Consider the following 6835-nt stretch of genomic DNA (forward strand, 5'->3'; position numbering starts at 1 on the left):
GCTCAGTATTGCGGGCTTACTGGCGGAACGGGTTCGAGGTACGACGCTGCTCGGCATCCTCGGCGGCCTCGCCCTGATGTTGGCGACACTGTCACGTGCCGCCCTCGCTTCGGCCGCCATCATGACTTTGGTCGTGTTCTACGCGGCTGTGCGATGGCCCGACCATCGGGCCGCGCTGCGGACGATTTGCCTGCTGCTGCTCGCCGTAGGTTTAGCCACCGCCGCTGTTCTGCAGGTGGACGCCATCCGGGAGCGTCTGGACATCACCCGCTTCGGCAGTGTACAAGAGGCTGCGTTGAGCGGGCAGTTTACCAGCGGGCGCGCGATCCTGTGGGTGATCGTCGCCAATGCTGGCATGTCCGAGCCCTTGTTCGGCCATGGCACGGGCAACGTGATGCTGCTGCTTGGCCGGAGTCTGAGCGGCGACGTGCTTTTTCCACATAACGAATTTCTGAGGCTGTTCTACGACGGCGGCTTCATCGGTGCTGGCCTGCTCGCCGCGTGTTGGATCGGCCGAGCAACCCGTCACCTGCGGGGACTCAACCGCACTCGCCGGCGGGATTCGCGCATCGCCATGCGTCATCTTGCTGCGTTGAACGTGAGTATCGGCGTGCTCTGCGGCGCCCTGTTTGACAACGTACTGCTCTATATGTTCGTCCAGGTGCCGGCCTTCATGGTCCTTGCAATTGCGGACTCCTCCGCGCGTACGAATGACATGCGAGAGCCGGTCGGGCATTTTGACGAGGACAGGTATACAGATGGGAATGTCGACTGACGTGAGTCCCACGCGACGTGATGCTAGCAGCGAACACGTTTCATTTGCAGGACTTGCGGCCGTACTGCTGCGCTACCTGCCGACGGCGGTCTGGGTAGGCGCGGGATGCGCGCTGCTCCTGCTGGTCGTGGCAATTCTTGGGGGAAAAACCTACGTCGCCCGATCCACCCTGAAACCGGCCGCGGGTTCACAAGCGAACTCGTCCATGATGGCAATGGCCTCTCAGTTGGGGCTGCCGTTCGGAATGTCCGCAGACGTAGGCTCACTTGCACTGTATGAGGAAGTGCTCCGCTCGCGGCGGGTGCTCATCGAGGCGCTACAGACCGAGTACACATTTAAGGACGGTGACCGTACGATTCAGCGGACGTTGGCCGAAGTCTATGCTGGCAGACCGGTGACTGCCGATAACGCCAACGATCTCATTAAACGCTTGCGCGATGAGGTGCGGATCCATCTCAACGATGCCGCTGGCACAATCACCATCGAAACGGTCGCAGAGCTGCCCCTCCTGGCGGAGGTGGTCAACGTCCGGCTGCTTGAACTGCTCAACGAATTCAACCTCAACTACCGACAGTCCCGCGCACGTGCCGAAAGGGAGTTCCTCGAAACCAGGACTCGTGCACAGGCGGAGCGGCTCGCGGCTGCCGAAGAGGCACTCCAGCGATTTCTCACGAGTAATCGCAATTTCGGCGAGTCGTCCGAACTAGGTTTCGAATACCAGCGCCTGCAGCGTGCCGTCGCCTTCCATCAGCAGATATACCTTTCTCTTTCGCAGTCGCTGGAACAGGCGCGACTCGATGAGGTGCGCAACACGGATGTCATCGTGGTCGTCGACAACCCGGAGGGATCCGCGATGGAGTCCGGTGGGGGAGTGTTGCGCGCGGTGATCGCTGGCTTCGCCGGGACGATCGTCGTGCTGCTCGCAGGCCTGTTGGTGGAGAACTTCCGCAGGGAGCGAGTTTATGCACCGTCGGAGTATCGGACAATGGTGGAGATGAGAAAAACCTTAGGGATGAGAATGCTACCGGCAGCTTTTCGAGCTGGAACGAAGAAGCATTCGTCGTGACATCAGGTCAAGGTCACATGGCGCATGGCACACCTGAACGGCTTTGACACTGATATCCAGCATCATAATCATGGTTCGCACTCCTGATTCGGCGCCGTTAGTGGCAGTAAGCAGTGACAGTCACGGTCCCCGCGTTTGCGTGCCCACTTGATGCTCGTGCGCTCGGTCCGGTGTCACGGCGCGCGAACCAGGGTAATCGTCCGCTGGGCTCCTTCCCGCCACTTCGGTGTACATTCGGTCTTATGGCCACTTTCGACCTCAAACTCCCCTTCGAGCTCTCCGGCGACCAGCCCTCGGCGATCGAGGAGCTGTCCGCCGGGTTCCGCGAAGGTGAGCGCTTCCAGACCCTGCTCGGCGTCACGGGCTCCGGCAAGACCGTCACGATGGCGAACACCATCCAGCGGCTGGGCCGGCCCACGCTGGTGATGTCCCACAACAAGACGCTGGCGGCGCAGCTCTACGGCGAGCTGAAGCAGTTCTTCCCGCACAATGCGGTCGAGTACTTCATCTCGTACTACGACTACTACCAGCCGGAAGCGTACGTGCCGTCGTCGGACACGTACATCGAGAAGGACAGCTCGATCAACGAGGACATCGAGCGGCTGCGGCTGCGGGCGACGTCGTCGCTGATGGAGCGGGACGACGTGATCGTCGTGGCGTCGATCTCCTGCATCTACGGCCTGGGCGACCCGATCCAGTACCGGCAGCTCATGCTGATGCTGGAGGTGGGGCAGCAGATCACGCGGCGCGACATCCTCCAGTCGCTGGTGCGGATCCAGTACGCGCGCAACGACATGGAATTCGTGCGCGGCACGTTCCGGGTGCGCGGCGACGTGGTCGAGGTGTTTCCGGCGTACGAGGAGCAGGCGGTCCGGATCGAGCTGTGGGGCGACGAGATCGAGCGCATCAGCCGCTTCGACCCGATCACGGGGGAGACGATCGTGCGGCTGCAGCGCGCGGCGATCTACCCGGCCACCCACTTCGTCACGCAGAAGAGCACGGTCGAGCGCGCCATCCACCTGATCCGCGACGAGCTGGAGGAGCGGCTGCTGGAGCTGCGCGGGGCCGGCAGGCTGCTCGAGGCGCAGCGGCTGGAGCAGCGCACCAACTTCGACATCGAGATGCTGCTCGAGATCGGCACGTGCCCGGGCGTCGAGAACTATTCGCGCCACCTCACAGGGCGCGCGGCGGGTGAGCGGCCGGCGTGCCTGTTCGACTACTTCCCCGAGGACTTCCTCGTCATCGTCGACGAGTCGCACCAGACGGTCCCGCAGATCCGCGGGATGTACAACGGCGACCGGGCGCGCAAGCTGACGCTGGTCGACTACGGGTTCCGGCTGCCGAGCGCGCTGGACAACCGCCCGCTCACGTTCGACGAGTGGGAGGAGATGGTGCCGCGCGCGATGTTCGTCTCCGCGACGCCGGGCGAGTACGAGCTGGCGAAGACGCACGGCGTCGTGGTCGAGCAGCTCATCCGGCCGACGGGCCTGCTGGATCCTCCGGTCGAGGTCCGCCCCGTCAAGGGCCAGGTGGACGACCTCCTCGCCGAGATCCGCGTGCGGGAGAGGCGCGGCGAGCGGGTGCTGGTGACCACGCTGACCAAGCGCATGGCCGAGGACCTGACGGACTACCTGGCGCAGGTGGGGGTGCGGGTGCGTTACATGCACGCGGACATCGACGCGATCGAGCGGATGGAGATCCTGCGCGACCTGCGCCTGGGCCGCTTCGACGTGCTGGTCGGCATCAACCTGCTGCGCGAGGGGCTGGACCTGCCGGAAGTCTCACTGGTCGCGATCCTGGACGCGGACAAGGAAGGGTTCCTGCGCGACGAGCGCTCGCTGATCCAGACGATCGGCCGCGCCGCCCGCAACGTGAACAGCGTCGCCATCATGTACGCGGACCGGATCACCGGCTCCATGCAGCGCTGCCTCGACGAGACGACGCGCCGCCGGGAGATCCAGCGGGCATACAACGAGGAGCACGGTATCACGCCCCAGACGATCCGCAAGAGTGTCGAGGAGCTGATGCTGTCCACGCGCGTCGCGGACGCGCGCATGGATCCGAAGGCGCGCGGCGCCGGGGCAGGGAAGGTGGCCGAGCAGCCGGCGTCCTATGCCAGCGAGGTGGATCTGGAGGAGTGGGCCAAGATCCTCGAGGCCGAGATGAACGACGCGGCCACCAACCTCGACTTCGAGCGAGCGGCGCGGCTGCGTGATGAGCTGCTCGATGTACGGGCGAAGCTCACCGGTGCGGCTTAGCTTGCGCGGTAGATCGCTAGATCTCGAATCCTAAAATGACCGGGGCGGGATGAAAGTCGCACTGATTACGGGGATCACCGGTCAGGACGGATCGTACCTGACCGAGCTGCTGCTGTCCAAGGGGTACGAGGTGCATGGCGTGATTCGGCGGGCGTCTCAGTTCAACACCGACCGGATCGACCACCTCTACAAGGACCCGCACGAGCGCACGAATCTGTTTCTGCATTACGGCGACCTGCTGGACGGCGCTGCACTGCGCCGCATCATCGCCGAGACCGACCCGGACGAGATCTACCATCTGGGTGCGCAGTCGCACGTCAAGGTCTCCTTCGAGCAGCCGTCCTACACTGCCAATACAGACGCCCTCGGCACCCTGCGCCTTCTCGAAGCGCTGCGAGACCAGTGCAACGGAACTGGGAAAGTGGTGAAGCTCTACAACGCGGGGTCGTCGGAAATGTTCGGAGCTGCTGAGCCTCCGCAAAGCGAAGCCACACCCTTCTACCCACGAAGTCCGTACGCAGTGAGCAAGGCTGCGGCGCACTGGTATGCCGTGAATTACCGGGAGGCTTACGGTCTCTTCATCGCCAACGGCATCCTGTTCAACCACGAGTCGCCGCGCCGTGGAGAGACTTTTCTGACGCGCAAGGTGACTCGCGCGGTAGGTCGTATCGCGACCGGGCTCCAGGACAAGCTTTATCTTGGGAACATGGATGCAAAGCGCGACTGGGGCTTTGCCGGTGACTACGTAAAGGCCATGTGGCTGATGCTGCAACAGGACGATCCAGAGGACTTCGTGATTGCGACCGGGAAGTCGTACTCCGTCCAGCAGTTTGTGGAGGCCGTCTTTCGTGAGGCGGGGCTGGACTGGCGCAACCACGTTGTGTCCGATCCGCGCTACTTCCGCCCGACCGAAGTGGATCATCTCGAGGGTGATGCGTCCAAGGCACGCGCCAAGCTGGGCTGGAAGCCAGAGGTCAGCTTCAGCGAGCTGGTGAAGATGATGGTCGCACACGACCTGGAGCTGGCGCGACAGGAGCGTACGCTGCGTGACGCGGGCCACGTCGTGACTGCACGCGGTGCGGCTTCATTCTGATGATGCAGCGTATCCTGCACACGATGGGGCCGGAGAGTCGTATCTACATCGCCGGTCACAGTGGCCTCGTCGGTTCCGCCATCGTGCGCCGCCTGCAGGAACAGGGCTTCCACAACCTCCTGCTTCCGCGTCGCAGCGAGCTGGATCTCACCCGCCAGGACGACGTCGAGCGGTTCTTCGGCTCCGAGAAACCGGAATATGTGTTCATGGCAGCCGCGAGGGTCGGTGGCATACTGGCGAATGACACGTACCCTGCCGACTTCATCCGTGATAACGCGCTGATCGAGATGCTCATGCTCGATGCCGCACATCGGCATGGCACCGAAAGGGTGCTCTTCCTGGGCAGCTCCTGCATCTACCCGAAGCATGCGCCGCAGCCGATGAAGGAGGAGTACCTCCTCACCGGACTGCTCGAGCCGACGAATGAGGCTTACGCGATCGCCAAGATCCTGGGCATAAAGGCCGTCGAGGCATACCGGCGGCAGCATGGTGTGAGGTGGATCAGCGCGATGCCCACCAATCTCTACGGGCCGAACGACAATTTCGACCTGCAGACGAGCCACGTTCTACCTGCGTTCATCCGGCGGTTCCACGAGGCGAAGGAGGGCGAGGCTGCGTCGGTGACGGTGTGGGGAAGCGGCACTCCCCGGCGCGAGTTCCTCCACGTGGACGATCTTGCCGACGCACTCGTCTTCCTCATGCAGAACTACGACGGCGAGGGGTTCGTCAATATCGGCGTGGGCGAAGACGTGACGATCAGGGAGCTGGCGGAACTGGTGCGGCGGGTCGTCGGCTACGAGGGGACAATCGAGTTCGATACATCAAAGCCGGATGGCACGCCACGCAAGCTCATGGACGTCTCGCGACTCACCCAGCTGGGCTGGCGAGCACGGATCGGGCTCGAGGAGGGGATTCGGTTGACCTATGACTGGTATCGCGGTTCTCTCGACAGCGAGGGCAGCCTGCCGGGGGCTCGCGCCGCCGTATGATTGACGACTGCTGGCGAACGATTCCGGGCCCTTACGACGGGCTGCCGACGCGCTCGTTCGCCTCATCCGGGTACATCGGCTGAGCCCGTTCGATCAACAGGTAGACCGTCAAGACTAGGACCAGGGCGCCGACCAGCAGGATCGGCGCCCTTCGTGTATCTGCCACCATCAGGTAGGCGATAGCGCCGAGCAGCACATTCAATCCGACCACCGCACCTGTCACGACGGCGTGAGCCAGCCCCGCCTGCACCGCGCGCTGGTACGCGTGCCGCCGGTGCGCCACGAACCACACCTCGCCGTGCAGCACCCGCCGCAGCAGCGTCACCGTCGCGTCCACGAAGAACACTGCGCCCAGCACGAGCCACACGAACAGCGGCGGTCCGCCCAGGTTCTCCGAGCCGAGCGCGACGACCGCGATGCAGTAGCCGAGCAGCCCCGAGCCGACGTCGCCCATGAAGATCTTCGCGGGGTCCCAGTTCCAGACGAGAAAGCCCGCGGCTGCGGCGGCGATCACGGCGGCGGCGATCGCGACGGATGATGCACCCATGAGCGACGCCAGCAGCGCACCGACCGCGCACACGACCAGCGCCTCGGACGCGGCAATGCCGTCGATGCCGTCCATGAAGTTGTAGAGGTTGATCAGCCAGACGATGC

General features: G+C 63.8%; 6 protein-coding genes. 5 read left to right on the forward strand and 1 reads right to left on the reverse strand.

Features of this window, described 5'->3' with window-relative positions; translation table 11 throughout:
• The 5 genes from VFU06_00210 to VFU06_00230 form a co-directional block, all read left to right on the forward strand.
• Window positions 1–775, forward strand: a 775-nt coding sequence (locus VFU06_00210) for an O-antigen ligase family protein (GenBank protein ID HEU5207802.1), incomplete at its 5' end; no start/stop codon positions are given.
• The gene (locus VFU06_00215; GenBank protein ID HEU5207803.1) at window positions 765–1841 is read left to right on the forward strand and encodes a hypothetical protein; all 1077 of its coding nucleotides are present in this window, start codon (window positions 765–767) and stop codon (window positions 1839–1841) included. The genes VFU06_00210 and VFU06_00215, both read left to right, overlap by 11 nt.
• Window positions 1842–2083: 242 nt before the next feature.
• Window positions 2084–4099, forward strand: a complete 2016-nt coding sequence (uvrB, locus tag VFU06_00220; protein HEU5207804.1) for an excinuclease ABC subunit UvrB — start codon at window positions 2084–2086, stop codon at window positions 4097–4099.
• A gap of 49 nt (window positions 4100–4148) precedes the next feature.
• Window positions 4149–5192 carry a GDP-mannose 4,6-dehydratase gene (gene gmd, locus VFU06_00225; protein HEU5207805.1) on the forward strand — a complete coding sequence of 348 codons (1044 nt, stop codon included), beginning with the start codon at window positions 4149–4151 and terminating at the stop codon, window positions 5190–5192.
• The gene (locus VFU06_00230) at window positions 5192–6181 is read left to right on the forward strand and encodes a GDP-L-fucose synthase (GenBank protein ID HEU5207806.1); all 990 of its coding nucleotides are present in this window, start codon (window positions 5192–5194) and stop codon (window positions 6179–6181) included. The genes gmd and VFU06_00230 overlap by 1 nt, the downstream gene beginning before the upstream one ends.
• 31 nt (window positions 6182–6212) lie before the next feature.
• Here VFU06_00230 and VFU06_00235 read toward each other — a convergent pair.
• Window positions 6213–6835, reverse strand: a 623-nt coding sequence (locus tag VFU06_00235; GenBank protein ID HEU5207807.1) for a hypothetical protein, incomplete at its 5' end; no start/stop codon positions are given.

This window comes from Longimicrobiales bacterium (assembly GCA_035764935.1).
Taxonomy (GTDB): domain Bacteria; phylum Gemmatimonadota; class Gemmatimonadetes; order Longimicrobiales; family RSA9; genus DASTYK01.

What these genes read in the sequence shown, in the direction of transcription:
- VFU06_00230 (HEU5207806.1), top strand. Translation starts at nt 5,192, where the DNA reads ATGATGCAGCGTATCCTGCACACGATGGGGCCGGAGAGTCGTATCTAC.
- uvrB (HEU5207804.1), top strand. Translation starts at nt 2,084, where the DNA reads ATGGCCACTTTCGACCTCAAACTCCCCTTCGAGCTCTCCGGCGACCAG.
- gmd (HEU5207805.1), top strand. Translation starts at nt 4,149, where the DNA reads ATGAAAGTCGCACTGATTACGGGGATCACCGGTCAGGACGGATCGTAC.
- VFU06_00215 (HEU5207803.1), top strand. Translation starts at nt 765, where the DNA reads ATGTCGACTGACGTGAGTCCCACGCGACGTGATGCTAGCAGCGAACAC.